At 32.9% G+C, this 18,210-nt stretch carries 12 protein-coding genes and 1 pseudogene; 7 read left to right on the top strand and 6 right to left on the bottom strand.

Features of this window, described 5'->3' with window-relative positions; genetic code table 11:
* Positions 1–60: 60 nt before the first annotated feature.
* On the bottom strand, positions 61–5,613 hold the full coding sequence (locus GGR21_RS06585) for a tetratricopeptide repeat protein (protein WP_183306408.1): 5,553 nt from the start codon (positions 5,611–5,613) through the stop codon (positions 61–63).
* Positions 5,614–5,615: 2 nt separating this feature from the next.
* Complete coding sequence (locus GGR21_RS06580; protein ID WP_183306407.1) at positions 5,616–7,148, bottom strand: hypothetical protein; 1,533 nt, start codon at positions 7,146–7,148, stop codon at positions 5,616–5,618.
* 529 nt (positions 7,149–7,677) lie between these two features.
* Here GGR21_RS06580 and GGR21_RS06575 point away from each other — a divergent pair.
* A complete protein-coding gene (locus GGR21_RS06575; RefSeq protein ID WP_183306406.1) occupies positions 7,678–8,586 on the top strand; it encodes a DUF3078 domain-containing protein in 909 nt (302 codons plus the stop codon).
* 58 nt (positions 8,587–8,644) lie between these two features.
* A pseudogene (locus GGR21_RS20895) lies at positions 8,645–8,937 on the top strand (integrase); the annotation flags it as partial.
* Between the two features lie 135 nt (positions 8,938–9,072).
* On the opposite strand, the gene GGR21_RS06570 reads toward GGR21_RS20895, so the two are convergent.
* Genes GGR21_RS06570 through GGR21_RS06560 form a run of 3 tightly spaced genes read right to left on the bottom strand, consistent with a single transcriptional unit; the run spans position 9,073 to position 11,447 of the window.
* Entirely contained in the window at positions 9,073–10,341 is a 1,269-nt protein-coding gene (locus GGR21_RS06570; protein WP_221232950.1) for a sensor histidine kinase, read from the bottom strand.
* Positions 10,338–11,012 carry a response regulator transcription factor gene (locus GGR21_RS06565; protein ID WP_183306405.1) on the bottom strand — a complete coding sequence of 225 codons (675 nt, stop codon included), beginning with the start codon at positions 11,010–11,012 and terminating at the stop codon, positions 10,338–10,340. The genes GGR21_RS06570 and GGR21_RS06565 overlap by 4 nt, the downstream gene beginning before the upstream one ends.
* A gap of 12 nt (positions 11,013–11,024) precedes the next feature.
* Complete coding sequence (locus tag GGR21_RS06560; protein WP_183306404.1) at positions 11,025–11,447, bottom strand: EamA family transporter; 423 nt, start codon at positions 11,445–11,447, stop codon at positions 11,025–11,027.
* A gap of 151 nt (positions 11,448–11,598) precedes the next feature.
* On the opposite strand from GGR21_RS06560, the gene GGR21_RS06555 reads away from it, so the two are divergent.
* From GGR21_RS06555 to GGR21_RS06535, 5 genes are all read left to right on the top strand, one after another.
* Positions 11,599–12,510, top strand: coding sequence for a phosphatase PAP2 family protein (locus tag GGR21_RS06555; RefSeq protein ID WP_183306403.1), 912 nt, complete (start codon positions 11,599–11,601; stop codon positions 12,508–12,510).
* 5 nt (positions 12,511–12,515) lie between these two features.
* Positions 12,516–13,322, top strand: a complete 807-nt coding sequence (locus GGR21_RS06550) for a DUF3108 domain-containing protein (RefSeq protein ID WP_183306402.1) — start codon at positions 12,516–12,518, stop codon at positions 13,320–13,322.
* Positions 13,323–13,405: 83 nt separating this feature from the next.
* Positions 13,406–14,095, top strand: coding sequence for a phosphatase PAP2 family protein (locus tag GGR21_RS06545; protein ID WP_183306401.1), 690 nt, complete (start codon positions 13,406–13,408; stop codon positions 14,093–14,095).
* Between the two features lie 10 nt (positions 14,096–14,105).
* Complete coding sequence (locus GGR21_RS06540; RefSeq protein ID WP_183306400.1) at positions 14,106–14,531, top strand: hypothetical protein; 426 nt, start codon at positions 14,106–14,108, stop codon at positions 14,529–14,531.
* Between the two features lie 373 nt (positions 14,532–14,904).
* A complete protein-coding gene (locus GGR21_RS06535; RefSeq protein WP_183306399.1) occupies positions 14,905–15,501 on the top strand; it encodes an RNA polymerase sigma-70 factor in 597 nt (198 codons plus the stop codon).
* Between the two features lie 34 nt (positions 15,502–15,535).
* Here GGR21_RS06535 and GGR21_RS06530 read toward each other — a convergent pair whose 3' ends face one another.
* A complete protein-coding gene (locus GGR21_RS06530) occupies positions 15,536–18,202 on the bottom strand; it encodes a glycoside hydrolase family 2 TIM barrel-domain containing protein (RefSeq protein WP_183306398.1) in 2,667 nt (888 codons plus the stop codon).
* Positions 18,203–18,210: the final 8 nt, after the last annotated feature.

Below are 18,210 nucleotides of genomic sequence, written 5' to 3'. Positions count from 1 at the left end.
TGAAAATGCAAAATATAATCATTTTCCTTTTATCGGCTTATTAAGAAAAACATTTGTCCTTCAATCAACGGGTTCGAAAACAATGTCTAATTCATTTTTCAATATAGAAAAATAGTCATCTATTAATTTATCATGTATGTCACTATTATTACGATGTAGAATCTGAACTTGCTCAACAATCATATTATAAATGTCTTTGCTATTATCATAATTTGATCTAATATAATTAATTACCTCATTCAAGATATTAATAGCCTTTTCTTTTTCATCACTTATTAAGTAGAGCAGTGAATGATAAAAGCGTACACGAATCGTATTTATACCAGAATCTGATACTGGTTCTAGCGTAGACTTAGCATTATCAATTTGATTTAATACTAGGAGCAGGAATACCCTGTCACATTTTTTCATATTTATATATTCCTGAGTAGTCATTTCTGAATGTTTGGTTAAGTATTCCAGATGCTTATCCACATATACAAGTGCCGTCTGATAATCAGAAAGTATATAGCTATTTATATACAGTTGTTGATAATATGCACATAAATCACTTATCAAATATTGTTCATCAGGATTAACAGCTAAGACTTCGTTATGTAAGTTTACAGCCTTGGTATAATATTCAATAGCTGATGAATGGTCTCCTTTTTGAAAATAAATATTAGCATGATTGGCTAATGACCATGAAAATAATATTTTATGCTGTGCTGACTTTTGAGATTCTGCTTCTAAAAAAGATAATATATCATTACTCAATATTAATGCCTCATCATATCTTTTAGTATTAACATACACTCCTATTATTCTATTCTTTATCTCAGTTTTAAATGAAAGGTTATCAATTTCTAAAGAAATATCTTCCAATAGCTTAAGTGCACGTTTCAAGAAGATCTCTGCCTTTTCATAATCATCTTGAGAATAATAAATGGCTCCTAAACTTTCGCATGATTTCATTAGGATATTATATATGTCATTCGGAGTTTTTCCCTCTTTCAGTTTTTCAATCTCCGAAATAATAGTTATATAAACATCTTTTGCTTTTACAGGATCTTTAAAGGTGTATAAATAAAAATCAGCAAGCGGATGTAATAGCTGGACGGAATTTACTCTTTGCTCTTCCTCTTCATTCACAAAATTATTTAATACCTGATCCTTATAATTATTGGATAGTGAATCTATTTCGATCAAAACGTCTTCATTAATAGCTTTATCCATGGAGATTAAGTGGAATATAAGACCCACAAGAGTTAAACTACTAATTTCTATATCCTTATAGTCAATTATAGAATATGATTTCATTGCCTTCACCAGATATTCTCCCATAGGTTTATTATTTTGAACAAGTATTTGTGCCTTCGTCGAATTAAGGTACATTAAAAAGTAGTTATGTATAAATGTATTTTCATCTATAGCTGACAATTTAGTTAATAATAAATCAGTATATTTTTCGCAAAGATCTAATTTCCCCAGTTTTTTTAATTCATCAACGATTTTTATAACCCACCCTGAATATTCTGAAATTTCCAGTACAGGCTCAGATTTTTTTAAAATATAATTAACATATTCTTCAAATCTTGCATCATTTTGAACTTCTAAATAAATATTAGGTATATTCATTAGAATAGGCGTGAACTCATTTAAAGAGTGTAATGGATCAATCTTATAGTTATATTCAAATATATTTATGGCTTTTCTAAAATAATCTTCCGATTTGGTATCGTTTTGTAATACTCTAATATATCCCATAAAAACATAAATTTTTGCAGTTTGCCCCGAATAATATAAAGTATGATTTGTATCTTCATTAAAAAGTAGAAGTGCCCTGGAAAATAAAGATTCTGCTTTGTCATATGCTTTCTGTTGAATAAACCAATAACTAAAATTTGAATATGTTTTAACTAAAGACATTATATCATCATCTGATAAATTCTCCTTTGATTCATAATAATCAATAACCCCTTGTTGTAAACTTATTGCTTTTTCTATATTATAATTTTTTGAAAAGTATAATATTGATAAATCACTGTATAATAGATATTTTTCTACATCAACTTCATTTTGTTTTTTACTGTCAAGTTGTTCAATAAATTCCAGGCCGCGGTTAAAATAGGTTTCAGCTAATTCTGAATTATGATTATCACTAAGATATACACCAATATGATGAAATACATCTATAATATTTTTATTATTCACCTCATCCTTCTCCTCTAAACCTTTATATAAAAGCATGCCCTTCTCTAAATATTCGATAGCCTTTTCAATATTATCCAACCTGGTCCTGAATAGATTAGATTCTGCCATCAGAGCATTGACGATAGCATATTTTAAATCAGATGATCTATCTGCTACTTCCTCTATTTCTGACCACATTATGTTGTTGTAGTTATAAAATTGATTGATGGAGTCCGAATCAAGTAGGGCTTTGCCCAGATAATAACCGTTTTTTAAATAATGCCCGATATATTGGGATGGAACATCCTTCATAAGCACAGATAATAAATCATGACTTTTCTGTAGATAGTCTATCGATTTTTCAAGATTGTTTACTTGTTGGTAATATAGAGCAAGATCTTTATAGGTGGTAAAAAGTTCATATTTATTTCTATTATTATCATATTCCTTTAACAACAATTCCTTTATATTTAACGACTTGGTCAATAGTTCATAGGCTTGTTCAAAATCTTTAACCTCCAAATAGGCCAGCCCTAATTCATTGCTTATATAGGCGGTATTTGAATCAGCAACTCTTTTATCCTCCTTGTATAGTTCTTCATATTCCCTTATAACTTCATTTAGTAGATTTTTACCGGTGTCCAGTTTTTTTTGTTTAAGATAAGTAACTCCTAAATTTAACTTTAAAGCAATATAACCATGTTGGTATTGAATCCGTTCGTTTGAATCAGATTTATTATAAACATCAATACCCTCCAATAAGTATTTTTGGGCAGCCTTATATTCATCCATCGAATTATAGAGTTGCCCCATGTCATTTAATACAACCATATAATTATAAGCATCTAGATTTTCTCCTTCCGCGTATATTTCTTTAGCTAGAGGATACAGCCGCTCAAAGTAGTGTTCAGCTTTTTTGTAATTACCCACCCATTTTTTACATTCAGCCAACTCTAATAAAGTAATGTATAAAGCATTATTATAATCTTTTATTTTTATACTATCCATTGCCTGTAGAATATCCAATGATTTTTGAAGAAGGCTCTCAGATATTTCTATATTGCCATTCTGACGATAGGCAGAAGCACTAGAGACTAGCGATTTAATATATGATTGATCAAATACTGACGGATACTTTTTATAAAGGTCCGACTGGATATCCAAGGCTTTGTTTCTATATACAAGGGCAGAGTCGGATAATGCTATCCGTACGTAATTAGTTGCAATCTGGTGATAACAGTCTGTCAGTGCAATTGCATAGGATGTGTGGTCAGCATTTACCAGTTTTGAAAGAATTTCAGCACTTTGCTTAAGATATTTATCAGCTATTACATATTCATGATATGTAGTATAGGCTTCGCCTATCTTACTTAAGAAATTACCAAATGCGGCAACTTCACCCATAGGATTCATTTCTGCATACACATTGTAATAACTTATCCCTTTTTCGAAATACAAATTAGCTGCCGGAAGATCTTTATTCTCAAGATAAAAATTACCTAAATGATAAAAAAGGTCAGCAAAGGTTATATAATATTTTACCGGATTGGTACCTATTAATAACTCTGTGCCTTTTAATGCTTCTCGGAAATATTCGTCTGCTCTTTTTGTATTATTATGTGTTTCATAATATGTTGCCAGTTTAAATAAAAGGATGATCCTATATTCTTCAAAAAGCGCATAGTCTTCTTTAGCCAAAGTCGTATACTTATTTATTAACGAAAATAAAATCTCCTCCCCTTCTTTATGATCGGTTTCCAAATTGTCAATTATATTAGAGAAATAGGTGTCAGCATATATTTGAGGGTGACTTTCTGCTAATTTGGTTACAATTTGCATTCCTTTATCCCAATAGTGTTTCGCTTTTGATATCTCATTTAATCGTTCGAAACATTGGGTTGCCAGCATATAACATCCGGCACAATCCTCTTTTTCTTTAAGGGATGAAGATTCAATATTTTTATTTTCTATAATTTCAAGAGCTTCATTTATATAATTCCTGGCTGCATTATATTCGAAATTTTCCACTTTTGCTAAAGAGAGCATACTTAATAAAAGTGCATATTGATATGTATTGACATCTTTCTGGTCCAGTAATTTATATATTGACAGAGCCTTTTCATAATAAAAAGAGGCGTCTTTAAAATTAGATTGATTGCGCTTTAATTCACCTAATAAAAAATAAGTAAGAATTGTATGCTCCGCATAGTATTTATAATCATTTTCACTAATATTGCTTAATGCTTCATGCATATATGTCTCAGCTTTGTTCCAGTTTTTTTGCTGCATGGCATTTTGTCCCAACATAGTGGATATTTCCATTTTCTTTTGTATATGTACAGTATCAATTTTATTACGATTTAAAATCTGAAAATAATATGCCGCTTTTTTAAAATGATCATCTGAATTATTAAAGTCACCCTCTTCCGACATAAGGTTACCTAATTGGAAATAAACTTTACCTAATGATTCAGCCCTTATTATCCCAGTTTGCTCTTCATTATCATGACATCTTTCTATTACATCAAATGCAATCCTTTTGGCTGAATTATACTTATTGTATCTTTTGAGATAACTCATATATTCCAGAATAATTTCAAAATCTAAAGGGGCAAGCCTTATAGCTTCTTCATAGTTACTGCATGCCTCATCAAAACTTTTCAGAACAGACAGACGAGCTTTCATTAACACTAACTGGATAGCATCTTCTTTAATCTTTTGACCGGCATTGGAGAGTATCTCACCTCGCAAATATTTTTCTCTTATTAATTCTATTGGTATGTATAACAATGCACTGTCCAAGTCTCCCACAGAGATTTTTGTAAAAGCATTTTGCATAATAGAATCTGAACTATCCAGGTTGATCTGAGCCATTTTCTCCGAGATATCCCGGATAAAGTCAACCATATTGACTTTTATCTTTTCTATATTATTTATACTATCTGCAATACGGCCTGCTTTTTCATAATCTATTATTTCTCTGGCTTGTGCCAGTTGTAACTTTAACGCTTTGATCTCTCTTTCAAATTTTTCATCGTTTTTAATGCGATTTATATTATAAAGTTCATCTACCCTTTTGAAATATTGATTCTTTTCACAAATATAAATATTGATTCTTTCCTTTCTGCCAAGTGTTATATTATCAATATCCCGCCTATTAACCACAATATATTCATTGTATTTGCCGGTCGGTGTTACTTCGATTTTAGTTTGCGTGTTAGGCTCAACTCCGACTATTTGCAATGAAAAATAGCCGTCACTATCCGTAATATCGGATTTTGCTTCTTCATGCTTAATCTGGACACCTTCTACGTATATAATTTGTCCGGTATTTATTTTACTATTTTGTACGGAAACGACTCCGTCAAGTTTTATCATTTGCCCTTTGCAAACAATAGGTACTATTAGAAATAGAAGAACCAGCCACAGTTGTTTTCTCATAATTATTTCCGTTTCAGTACGATTCTGCATTCATTTTCATTACCCATGGGCACCATAGCTCGATAGCCGGTGTATCCTTCCTTGTATACGTTGATTTCCTGTTTTTTCTCCTGTTTTGCGATAGGAATGGAAAGTTTAAAGCGCCCCCTTTCGTCTGTTGTTGTTGCAATTCCGGCTACTTCGACTGTTGCCTGGCTTAATCCGTTCCCGGAGACATTATCAATTACAAGACCCCGAAGTTTATCAATGCCTTTCAGGTATACCTGTACATAATTTAATTCATCTTTATTTATAAGTACGACACTATCAGGTGTATAATACAGTTCTCCTTTAGTATCCAGCAATCTAACTAAAACAGATGTATTATTGTATTTATACTCAACATTCTTAAATATAGCCTCTCCGTTTTTATTTATCTCAACTTTCTCCGATTTATCACCCAGTACTATTTCAAGTGTCCCAACCCCTTCTAATGGTTTGTGATCTTTACCTTTCCAGCCATATGTCTGAATCGATAATGTAAATGGTTGTGTAAAAATATTATAAGCCAGATAAATCATTGCTGTTAAACAGATAGTTACGAAGCAAAACACTAATAAATGATTCCTTTTTTCTGTCTGTATTTTTCTATTATATTCATCAACAAACGATTTGATAATCATATATGTATTATCTACTTGAACATTTGTTTTTGTTACAATAGAAAGTACCCTCGCTCCATTAGCGTCAATTGCTTTCAGCCTGCTGGTAGTTGCTTTATTAACGTGCGTTTTAATTAACTCTTTATTTTGAAGAATATCTTTCAGTTCACGAATATCTTTCATATCAGCATCTGAAATTCCCCCTTTTACATCCTTAAGGTCTAATATACTTTTCTCTATCCTTTCCTGACCTTCTTCTATCCTGACCAGCCGCGCCCTTAAGTCCTCCAGAAGCAACCTCTGAAATGCTATCCATGCATCTCTGTTAACATCATCTTTTAACCCCTCTCCAAAAGTAAGTTCAATATATGCGTTATACTTTTCGGATAAGCATCGCTTGAAAGATTCACTTATTTGAAATTCCGATATGGCTAATTTTTTGAATATATATGATACAATATCTTGATTATTTGATAACTCTTTCTGATATAAAAAATCTGTAACCAGATTTTCATTTATATCCAGTATCGAATTGTTGGATAATTCATCAGTTAATCCTTTTTGTAAAAACTCAACTACTCTTCTGGCTTCCTTCTTCTCCTTTTTTGTCACACTATCTTCTTTCGAATAAGTGATATAAACCGATGACAAAGCCTGAGAAATAGAGTTTATGAATAATTTCTTTATCGTGTGATTCAGCTTATCCGAATCGTTCTCAATATTCTTTAATCTAATCGGTATCAGGCCTGATAATAAATTTCCGGCAACACCGGTACCTATATTACCAGCAATACTTGCAAGGGATGCTGTTGCATAATCCGATGTAACAACGGCGACAGCTGTTGCTGTTAACAAACCTACCGCAGTAGGGAGAATTGACCTTGTATTCTTCATGTGTATAGGTATAGTGGATTGATTAGTAAATATACTACATTTTCAATAGGTTAACTATAATTAGAATGACTTGTATTGAATTAATCAAAGATAACTATTTGTTAAATATCTATCTAAACTTTAAATCCGAATATATAAATAACGTACCGGATATTTTTCACACACATACAAATGTATTATAATTAAGACTGAAGATTTGATGTTTTGTCTCTCCAGTATAACTATTGTCCTTAACATCTATATATTCCGCCAGCCCCTATCTGAAATGGTAAATTAACTTCATATGTACTATTACAAAATAGTCTAAATCAAAAGCAACAAAATCCTATACCTTGAATAAGTCATTAGAAAATCATTAAAGAAGATAATTAATTTCTAATTTTTTTATAATAAGACACTTAAGGTATTTTATGCTTACTCCATATACTTTTGCCACAGAATTGATATGTACTTATTTCAACTTTAATTACGATTTGAGTAGGTAAAAAGGTAAACAAAAATATTTTATACATTAAATTATTCTTTATATATGAAAACAAAACATCATAATCTTATTTTGATTTATATTTTATTACTTATTCCAACCGGCCTGTTTGCACAGAAAATTAAAGAAAAAGATAAGACCGGTGAAAATGAAGAAAAAGCCTGGGAGCTAAGGGGCATTAGTGGATTAAACGTCTCTCAAACATCTCTTTCCAGTTGGCAAATGGGAGGAAACAGTTCATTATCTGGAACTGCACATCTCAATGCTTCATTAATTCATAAGTCAAAAGGATGGTTGTGGCAAAATGATCTGGCCCTCGAATACGGACTGACAAAAAATGGTACTTCTACTTCTCAAAAATCAGGTGATAACATCGACTTTTCTTCAAAACTGGGATATTCATCCAATAACAAGTGGTATTATACCGGAACAATAGATTTTAAATCTCAGTTCTATAAAGGAAAACTCCATCCAAAAGAGGGGAAATACACTTCTAAATTTATGTCCCCCGGTTATGTTAATACCTCAATAGGTATTGAATACCGTCCAAATAAGAACTATTCAATATACCTTTCACCTATAGCTGAGAAGATGACATTTGTCTTAGATGATTATCTATCAAATCACGGCTATTACGGAGTAAGAAATGGTGATAAATTAAGGGTGGAAACCGGGATTTATATAAAATCAAGAGCTGAAAAGGAACTGATGGAAAATGTTAAACTCATTACTAAGATAGACATCTTCACTCCTTACGATAAATCTTTCGGAAATTTTGATATAGACTGGAACCTAACAATCAATATGAAGATAAACAAACTCCTGTCTGCTAATTTAAATACAACACTCAAATATGATGATAATGTGAAATATATAGATAAAAATGGGGATTCAAAAGGGGCAAAAGTCCAATTTAAAGAAACACTTGGTTTAGGTATCTCATACAATTTTTAATAATATATATGCAAAGGACAGTAATCTGTTAATACGGTTAATACGATTACTGCCCTTGTACATACTCAAAACATACATAAAAATGGCAAGAGCAGTTGATCCTAATTTAATACCAGAAATAGTGAGTTGTCATTCTCTGCGACATTCAAAAGCCATGCATCTGCTTCAAGCAGGTGTTAATTAGGACACTGTTGTATTCAAACGACAGATGTCTATGCCAGAGCAGATTCTAAGCAAAAAAGAGAAGCTTTAGAAAAAAGTTATATTGACTTAACCCCTAAATCTAATAAAGAATGCCTATGGGAAAAAAATCATAATCTGTTGGAGTGGTTAAAGAGCTTCAATATGTGATAATTTTTGTAGAATTACAGTATAAATATCTCGTTTATTATACTGTGATTCTACAACTCTTAAAAATATTCATACATTATACAATCGTATGATTTATATGTTATAATGAGCAAATATGGTCATAGATATTATCTCTTAAAATCTAACAATGAATATATGCAAATTCTCCCTGTATTGATATTCCAGTTCCCATTTATGGAATTTACAAATCTGATAGATAATTGAAAGGCCTAACCCGTTTCCCTTTTTTTCTTCAGAAATTCGATTAAATCGCTTGAAAACTTTTTCAGGGTCAAGAGCTTTAGCTTCGCCTGTATTAGATATTGTTAATGTATTGTCTTGTACTGTCATATTGACTATCCCTTCTTTATCAATATTATGCCGTATAGCATTTACTATAAGGTTGTTTATCAAGCTTTCCAAAAGGGTTTGGTTTGCTGTTATTACAAGCGATTTCTGGATATTAATAGTCATTGTAATCCCGTTGTCTTCTGCCAGATATTGAAAATATTGTAAAGGCTTGTCAAGAAATTCTGCAAAATCGATTTCCTGCATATCCTTAAATTGGGCATTGTCTATTTTAGCTAATAACAATAGATTCTTATTCAAACGTGTCAACCTCGATGATACTGAGTATAATGATTGTATTATACCCACTTGTTTTTCTGTCAGGTCGGGTTCCTGCATCAGTATATCCAGTTGAGACTGAAATACAGCCAGTGGGGTTTGTAGTTCATGTGAGGCATTTTCAATGAACTCTTTTTGCTGTTTATACGCTTTCAGGTTATTGGATATAAGGTTAGTAAGTATTTCATTCAAGCGAAAAAATTCCTTGATATTTGTTTTCTCGAATTCAGGAATAATTCCTTGTTCAAGACTATAATTCTCTATCTGTTCCAGACTCTTGTAGAATGGCTTCCATGACTTTTTCGAAATAATCCGTTGGACAATACCCAGGGAAATAAGCAGGATTATAAATATCAATCCGTATTGGGTAAACAGATTCCAGAACAAATCATGGTTTTCTATCATAGGAATACGGCACATCAATATATATGGCTTATTTTCAACCTGAACTTTTTTATAAACTATACGATAATCGATATGATGTCCTTCGGCCTTGTTGTACAGGTACTCTTCAACAGGTTTGTCTAACGAATATGTTTCATTATATAGTAAAATCTGTATATCCTCATTGTATTTATTCCATATGTCAATTTCTGATATTGTAAAGGCAGACATTTTCTCTTCAACAAATTCATTACTGCGGTATACAATCAACTCATCTAAATCTTTTGTATAAAAAAACTTCATTATAAAAAAGAATATGGGGGCGCAACACAACAGTATAACAGTAGTGTAAATCAGGAATTGTCTCAGGTTTTTACTTAATAAACTTTTCATTCCGTCCATTGATATCCTGTTCCATAAATCGTTCTAATACAGTTGTCACAATCTGCATCTCCCAGTTTTGATTTCAGGTTCTTGATATGGGCATATACAAAATTATGGCTATCGAGCATATCTGCCATATCTCCCGACAAGTGTTCTGCGATTGCATTCTTGGATACCACCCTGTTTTTATTTCCTATCAGGAATAGTAACAAATCATATTCAGACTTGGTTAAGATAACAGGATTATTATTTACAGCAACAGTTTTTGATAATAGATTGATTTCTATGTTATGTGATTTGAGGACATTGTTATGCGAAAATTGTTGCCTTCTCAATAATGCGTAAATACGGATGCTCAACTCGGAAAGAGGAAACGGCTTTGCCAGATAGTCATCTGCACCGATTTTAAGACCTGTTATTTTATCATCCAAAGAATCCCGCGCTGAAATAATAATAATTCCGCTATCTATATTCCGTTGCTTTATTTCTTCCAATATCTTTAATCCATCTCCTCCGGGCAGGTTCAAGTCAAGCAAAATACAATCATAACTGTATAATGAAATTTTATCAATAGCACTATCGAAATTATATGCTTGTTCGCATAAGTAATTATCTGAAGACAGATAGGTTACTATATTCTGTGATAGTTCCCTCTCATCTTCTATTATAAGTATTTTCATTTTTTCAGAGCATTATTGTTTATCCATCAGTATTACCAAAGAACCTCCGGCAATAAGTAAACCTCCCAATATAACCTTCCAACTGACTGTTTCCTTTAAAATGATAAATGAAAGGAATATTGTGAAAACAACACTTAGTTTATCTATTGGGGCAACTTTTGAGGCATCTCCCAATTGCAAAGCCTTAAAATAGAACAACCATGATAAACCTGTCGCTACTCCTGATAATATCAGGAATACCCAATTCATTTTAGTCAGCTCTTTTATCCCATTGATGCTATTGCTTGCAAATACAATTCCCCATGTAATAAAAAGAATAACACAGGTTCTGATTGCGGTGGCCAGATTAGAATCTACATTCTTGATCCCTATTTTGGCAAAGATTGCAGTCAAGGCTGCAAAAACAGCAGAGAGTATAGCATAATATTTCCACATAACAATCCGGTTGTCAATTATATTCCAAATGTAGTAAATCAACTTTGTAGAAAATTTGAATACAATAATAATTTATTTTTCCGTTACCTGAAAAATTCAAAATTTCTGCAAAATCACTCCTTAGTTTTGCGATAATTATTCATACTTACAAATGAAACATTTATTTGCGGTTATTTTTTTATTTATAGTCAGTAGTTTAAGTATATATGCACAACAGGAAGATACCATAAAGGTTAAGATATTACCCAAAACTACATTACAGTTCAAAGATTCCCTTCTACGGGATAAAGCCAGCTTGAAACTAAATCCCTTACATCCGGATTATAACAATATGGATAAACTGTACCCGGTTTTTGATGAAAGCAGGATAACATTTGACTTTGGTAAAACCAATAGGAAGCCAAACATCTTCAATGCCTCTTATTCCAAGTTTATAATACCTACTGCTTTAATTTCTTATGGAGTTATAACCAGAGGGAATAAATCCTTACAGCAACTTGATCAGAGTACCCATAATGAAATAAGTGAACATTTGACAGTTCCAATTCCCATAGATGATTACTCTCAATTTGCTCCGGCTCTAACCGTTTATGCGCTTGATTTTGCAGGAATAGAGGCAAAACATAATTTTAGGGATCGTACTATTGTAATGGCAACATCATATCTTATCATGGGTGCGACAGTACAAACAATGAAAAGTTCTATAAATGTATGGCGTCCCGATGGTTCGAATAATAAATCGTTTCCTTCGGGACATACCGCTACGGCTTTTGTCGGGGCTCATATATTGTTCAAAGAGTATAAAGATACTTCGCCTTGGATAGGGATTGCCGGCTATACAGTAGCGGCAGGTACTGGAACATTAAGGGTACTGAATAAAAAACACTGGGTAAGCGATGTCGTTACCGGTGCAGGAATCGGTATATTAAGTGCTGAAGCCGGATATATGTTATTGCCTGTATTCCATAAGGTGTTGGGGATAAAAGGGGAGAATAAGAATCTGGTTGTTGTACCAACAATAGGTATTGATAATTATGGACTTGGGATGGCATATACATTTTAATTACCATGAAAAACCGAATGATTATTTTCATATTTTTTGTAATGCCCACCGTATGGATAAATGCTCAATGTCCTATAGAGAACAGCTTCTTTCAATCCGGAGAGGAATTGACATATGACCTCTATTTTAAATACGGACTTATTAATATGAAGGCAGGGGTATCTACGCTGAAAACGCAATCAGAAAAATACAATAATAAAGCTGCCTTAAAAATGACGATGACCGCTAAATCTGTCGGTATGGCTAACAAAGTATTTACTCTATCGGATACACTTATCTGTTATATGACAAATGATTTAATCCCTTTGGCATATATAAAGAATGCTCATGAAGGCGATGAGCATTCAATAGAAAATGTATCATATGATTACTCTTCCTTTCCAGTAAATATTAAAGCAAAGTTAATACGGAATGGCAAGCTTCGTTTCGATGAAGCGATAACATCTGAAAGTTGTATCTATGATATGATGAGCATTGTCTATTATGCCCGAACCCTTGATTATTCATCTATGAAAAAAGGTGATAAAACCACGACCTTATTTTTATCAGGAAAGAATAAGGTGAATATGGATATAGAATATCATGGAACAGAGAATATAGAAGCCAATGATGGAAATAAATATAATTGTATCAAACTGGTCTTAGTAATAAATGATAAGGCGTTCGAAGACAAAAAGGAAGCGATGAAGGTATACATAACAAATGATAATAACCGCATTCCTGTTCGTATCGACTCGAAGCTTAAAATCGGTTCTACCCGGGTTATTTTAAAAAGTATAAAAGGGAACAAACATTCTGTAAAGGCATCCTGAAATTTTAGCGGTAAAAACAGAAATTCAAAATTTCTGCAAAATCTCTACTTAGTTTTGACTTGATTATATAATCGGAATAAGTAATGTTTGATCAGACAATACCATACGAAGAAAATCTGTTTTTCCTGATAAACGGTGCGCATACACACTTCCTGGATAATGTGATGTGGCTGTATTCAGGTCTCAAAATATGGATGCCTTTAGCAGTGCTGGTAATTATAAATATTATTTACAAGAGAAACTGGAGGCAATGGCTTATAGTATTACTGGCTATTATATTACTGTTTATCCTTTGCGATCAGATATCTTCCCATATCATCAAGCCTCTTGTTGCACGCTCTCGCCCAACCCATTTCCCGGGTGTCATGGAGCATGTAAAGATTTTGTATAATTACACAGGCGGAAAGTATGGCTTTATCTCCGGTCATGCGACTAATTGTTTTGGATTTGCAGTATTTATGGCTCTGTTATTCAAGAACAGATTTTTCAGTTTTGTTATTTTCTCCTGGGCTACAATTATGGCTTATTCCCGAGTCTACCTTGGAGTACATTTTATATCTGATATCGTTGGTGGAATAATAGTTGGCTTAATAATAGGTTTCTGTATCTATAAAATATATAGTTATGTTATACAAGAGATCCAGCAAAAATCTAAGACTCAATTTAACACAGCATATCCTGCCAGACAGATTAATATCATGTCTTTAGTTATAGTTTTATATATACTATCATTCTGTTTACTAAGTGAATATCTGATTATATATTTAAAATAACGCATACCTTATGAAAAAGTTAATATCAGCCTTAATCCTCTCTTTATTAATATGTACAAGTTGTTATGATGATGGTGACAAGCCTGTAGCGGATATTAAGGCCTTTGCATTTTATGAAACAACAGATAATCCCGGCATTAAAAAGCCTGACATAGACGCAAAAGTTTTTTACTATTACAAAATATATCCGGACGATTTTTCCGGGTATATCTATGAAAAGGATGGAGTATTTATAAAAGATAATCTTCCTGATATTAAACCAGATGAAGAATATCGGATTGGAGAAAACGGGAGTGTTTCTTTTATTCCGGAATATATGAATGGCAGCGCGACAATTGTGATAGAAAGTAAATATTATGAAGGGCAAATTGCCTCGACTTGCTTTTCTTCGACTAAAAACGGAGCAGGATTTCATAAGACATTCAAATTCGAATAATGTTTTCGATTTATTACAAAGGTTTTACTTTAATATCAGATAAGAATATAACTTCTCCTGGAATTAATTACTCCTCTGTCACTATATCATTCCACTTCCTCACCCCATAGCTCAATATCAGGAATTCTACAGAATTCAATTATTATAGCTCACCGTAATGGTTGTTATACGCAACTTTCTTGTGTTCATCTTCACACTATTCTATATAATAAAGCAGAATAATTATACATTTTCTGCATATAGAAAATCAAAGAATGAACTTATGAAAAAGTATGTTGTTTAGATATTTATAAAGATAATATTTTTATGTAAGTTTGTTGATAATGACATTTTAAATGAACATGTTAAACCTGCTTATTTTAAACATTCGAAAATGAATTTCTATTTATACTCCGATAAAGAAATAATCCAGAAAATACAGGAGGAGGAGCAGGTCGGCTTCAAGCTGCTATTTATCAAATATTATATGAAGGTACTGACATTTATCTCAATGACTACCAAAGATAAATTTGTATCTGAAGATATTGCTCAAAATGTTTTCATGAAACTCTGGATACACCGCAATAACCTATATGGTGACAATCTGAATAACTTTATATTTACTGTCACCCGAAACGAAATAAAAGATTATTTCCGCGTATTATCTTATACTGAAAAGTATAAACTTCAGACTGTAAGGGACATGAATATTGAAATATCCGAAAATCCACTTCTCGAAAACATAGAGAATGATGATATAAATTATATGATTAGCCAGGCTATGGAGAAGCTTAGTGAAAAGAGAAGGGAAGTATTTAAACTCAGCAAGATAGATGAATTATCGAACAAAGAAATAGCTGAGAAACTAGGTATATCCGTCCGTACTGTAGAGAAGCATCTGGAAATTGCATCGAAGCAAATACGCAAACATATTTCCAAAATGAGTATTGGCTTAATAATACTCCTTGAAGCAATAAGGGCATCGATGTAGTAAACGATGCCCTATATTTTTCAACAATTTAATATTACAACTTTCTTACACGTATTCCACTCAGAGTAGATTTACCGATCAATGACTTAAAATTGACAGATACTCCGCCTCCATTAGTAGCTTTTGTAACTATATCGAATTGTACAGCACGCAGATTCCCATAATCACGAGCCAAATTCAAATTGTTTATTACAGGAATACTATTTACAGAAATAGAGAATTCTCTTACTCCGGCCGGAATTGCATCATTATCCGATCCTGATAGGTTGTAAATAATATCTTTTGTCGGACTTTTTGGATTATTTTCCACAAAGTAAAGTGTGACGCTATATTTGCCGTCCGGAACATCAAATTTGAAGCCGTCCAGACCTTCAACAAAAGTCTGGAACAGAGGGTTAGTGCTTGTTCCTAAAATATTATTTGCAATCCCCACCTTATGCTGTCTATCTCTTTTCTCAAAAATTGTACCTCCGATACGGCCAAATGCAAGTGGCTTATATACCTGATCAGGTAACCATACTGTTTTTGTCTCGGCATCAACATAATAGTAGTCAGCCCCTACGTTTACCGCAATGTCTAAATTTTCATTCCACTTACTTATATCCTGAGGAATAATAGAAAAGTCTATAGATAAGCGATCATAGGAACCTTGGTCATCCCTGGCTTCAATAACATTTTCACCATCAGTAAACGGTACATCAAACTCGGAAGTATAATCACTGACAGATTTGCGTCCAAGAGATTTATTATTCTGAAATAACTCCACATACTTGCTATTTGAAAATACTTTTACCGGATAGGAACATATTGCGGATTCTGCGACAGTTTCAATTCCTTTACGCAAAGTATAGTTTCGCGATGCAATATATAAGATTGGTATTTGCAGTTGGGCAGCTCTGTACAATGATGCAACATCTTTTTCAGTACGATCGTAATTTACCAATCCTTTCTGATTTATAAATGGAATCGCATCAGCACGGTTTTCGGCTCCGAAATCAGCAAAATTCCAAAGAGCATACCCTGCCAGATAAGGCAAAGCAGCCATCTGCCTGATATAAGAAGAATGCAGAACGGCCTCATATTCCTCTGAAAAATCCCAAGGACGAGGATTTAATGAATGATTATGAATATCTCCATCAGCTCCGTATTCCGAAACAATGATCGAACGATTAGGAAATCTTTGATGCTCGCTATTCAAAAAGCGGGTTAAATCTTCCAGCTCTTCATAATACCAGCCGAAATATAAATTATATCCCAGAACATCAGTAATCGTGGATACATCATAATGGTTATACCCCTCATGGTAATGGATAGCCATAACTGTATTCCGGTCAGGCACTTCTTCTTTTGTCAATTTTTCAAGTTTGTGGGCTAAGTCTCTTGTGTCCTGAGCTATTTGTGCTCTTTTTTCTTCAGGCATTTTACTATTTGATAACATACGAATAAGAATTTCATTCATATATCCGTATAATATCACAGATGGATGATTTTTCGTCTGGCGTATTTGCTCTCTCATCATATTCAGAGAATTATCTGTAAAATCTTGTGTTGGCGTAACTTCATTCACAATCGGAATTTCGGTCCAAACCAAAAGCCCTAATTCATTGCATATCCTATATACTTCCGGAGACTGTGGGTAATGTGCCAATCGGACAAAGTTAAATCCGAGCGACTTTATATGCATATAATCATTTATATGATAATCGTCAGTCAAAGCATTTCCTTTGCCAGAAAAATCCTGATGCCTGTTTGCCCCCTTAAGTTTATATTTTTTCCCATTCAGGAAGAATCCTTCACCGTTAAAACTAAACCACTTGAAACCAACAGGAACCTCAACTACATCCAACCATGTATTTTTACTTTGGTCTATAATTCTTATCACGTTTTTGTACAAAGCAGGTGATTCCGGACTCCAAAGATCCGGCACTGCAATATTCATACCTTCAATCGAAAACGAAGTTATGGCATTCGGTCCAAGCTTTAGATTTATCGTCTTAGTAAGAATCTTGTTGCCATTTTTGTCAAAAAGGGTATTTTCAACCAAAACATTTTTATTCTGTCCTGTATTATTTACTATATTTCCATCTACTTTCAATTTCGCATTCTTCTCATTCACATCAGGTGTGGAAACAAAAACTCCCTCTGATGCATAGTCTGTCAGATTAAAATGTACCGGATCTACAACTATTAATCTCACATTACGATATATTCCTCCATAGAATGTAAAGTCAGCATTCAGTGGCGGTATATCTTTATTGTGGCTATTATCTAGTTTTACTTTAATTATATTTTTTCCCCCGGAAATTAAATATCTGGTAATATCAAAATTGAAAGCTGTATATCCTCCGATATGCTTACCGACAGATTCCTCGTTGACAAAGACTTCGGCAACCTGATTAGCTCCTTCGAAATGAATTATAATATTCTTTCCTTCCCAATCATTAGGAAGTCTCAACTGATACGCATACCAACAAGTTCCTCTCCAATAACCGGGTTCTTCATCAAATGCATCATATTGATTCCAGGTATGAGGCAAATTCAAACTTTTCCATTCTTTCGAATCGAAATTGTTGTCGCTAACAGCTATATCTCCCTTGTGAAAATACCATCCGCTGTTTATCGTCATATTGACTCTTTTTGTTGCTTTTACACTTCCAAATAATAGCATAAAAGCAAATAATAATAGCAATAACTTATTCATATTTTATA

The organism is Dysgonomonas hofstadii, assembly GCF_014196915.1.
In the GTDB taxonomy this organism is placed as follows: domain Bacteria; phylum Bacteroidota; class Bacteroidia; order Bacteroidales; family Dysgonomonadaceae; genus Dysgonomonas; species Dysgonomonas hofstadii.
This window is presented reverse-complemented; position numbering and strand designations above follow the sequence as displayed.